The sequence below is a fragment of the Brevundimonas sp. genome, from assembly GCF_036399195.1.
Classification (GTDB): Bacteria; Pseudomonadota; Alphaproteobacteria; order Caulobacterales; family Caulobacteraceae; genus Brevundimonas.
On record NZ_DASWNO010000268.1, the window covers coordinates 1 to 1,793 of the forward strand.

The 1,793-nt window shown below is 67.5% G+C and carries 1 protein-coding gene and 1 pseudogene; both read left to right on the plus strand.

Annotated features, from left to right (window positions below; translation table 11 throughout):
- On the plus strand, positions 1–871 hold an 871-nt coding region (locus VGB60_RS11670; RefSeq protein WP_331038421.1), incomplete at its 5' end, for a F0F1 ATP synthase subunit gamma.
- A gap of 43 nt (positions 872–914) precedes the next feature.
- Positions 915–1,793, plus strand: a pseudogene (locus tag VGB60_RS11675) (F0F1 ATP synthase subunit beta); the annotation flags it as partial.

The following is a 1,793-nucleotide window of genomic DNA, read 5'->3' on the forward strand; positions in this document are numbered from 1 at the left end:
CCTCAAGGAAATGCGCAATCGGATCGGAAGCGTGAAGTCCACGCAGAAGATCACGAAGGCCCTGAACATGGTCGCCGCGGCCAAGCTGAAGCGCGCCCAGGATCAGGCCGAGAGCGCGCGCCCCTACGCCCGCAAGATGGCGGCGGTGATCGCCAATCTGGCCGCCGGCGTCTCGGGCGACGGCGCCCCGCGTCTGCTCGCGGGCACAGGCTCTGACCAGAAGCACCTCGTCGTCGTCGCCACCGGCGACAAGGGTCTGGCGGGCGGCTTCAACACCAACGTGATCCGGGCCGCGCGCGAGCGCATCCGCAGCCTGCTCGACAACGGCAAGGACGTCCGCATCATCGCCGTGGGCCGCAAGGTTCGCGACGGCCTGTCGCGCGTTTACGGCAGCCGCATCGTCCGCACCTTCGAGATGTCGGACCACAAGGTCATCGGCTTGCCCGCGGCCGAACCGATCGCGGCCCTGATCGCCGAGGAGTTCGAGGCCGGCAACGCCGACGTCGTCACCCTGATCTACAGCCGCTTCCAGTCGGTCATCTCGCAGGTGCCGACGCCCAAGCAACTGATCCCCGCGGTGGTCGACGGAGACGCGCCGCCGATCGACCTGAACGGCGCCGTCTACGACTATGAGCCGTCGGAGGAGGAAATCCTCGAGACCCTGCTGCCGCGCAATATCACGACCCAGATCCTCGCCGCGCTGTACGAAAACCAGGCCAGCTTCTTCGGGGCCCAGATGGGCGCCATGGACAACGCCACGCGCAACGCCGGCGACCTGATCAACGCCCTGACCCTGAGCTACAACCGCAAGCGCCAGGCCCAGATCACCACCGAACTGATCGAGATCATCGCCGGCGCCGAAGCGCTCTGATCCGACTCCCGCACAGACAAGACCTTCCGAACGGAACGAACCGATGACCGACACCGCCGCCCCCAAGAAGCCCGCCGCTCCCCGCAAGACCGCTGTCAAGACGGCCGCCCCTGATCACGCCCAGGGCGCCGCCCCGACCGGCAACGCCATCGTCACCAAGGGCACCGGCGTGGGCCGCATCGCCCAGGTCATCGGCGCGGTCGTCGACGTCGAGTTCGAGGGCCAGCTGCCCGCGATCCTGAACGCCCTGGAGACCCAGAACGTCGACCAGAAGACCGGCCTGCCCTTCACCCTGGTTCTGGAAGTCGCCCAGCACCTCGGCGAAAACATGGTCCGCACCATCGCCATGGACACCTCGGAGGGCCTGACTCGCGGCCAGCCGGTGACCGACACGGGCTCCTCAATCCTGGCGCCGGTCGGCCCGGGCACCTTGGGCCGCATCATGAACGTCGTCGGCGCGCCGATCGACGAGCAGGGCCCGATCAAGACCACCATGTACCGCCCGATCCACCGCGAGGCCCCGAGCTTCGAGGAGCAGTCGACCTCGTCGGAAATCCTCGTCACGGGGATCAAGGTCATCGACCTGATGTGCCCCTACACCAAGGGCGGCAAGATCGGCCTGTTCGGCGGCGCCGGCGTCGGCAAGACCGTGACGATGCAGGAGCTGATCAACAACATCGCCAAGGCGTACGGCGGCTATTCGGTTCTGGCCGGCGTGGGCGAGCGCACCCGCGAAGGCAACGACCTGTACCACGAGATGATCGAGTCCAACGTGAACGTGGACCCGGCCAAGAACGGCGGCTCGACCGAGGGCTCGAAATGCGCCCTCGTGTACGGCCAGATGAACGAGCCTCCCGGCGCCCGCGCCCGCGTAGCCCTGACCGGACTGGCCCAGGCCGAGTACTTCCGTGACGAGGAAGGC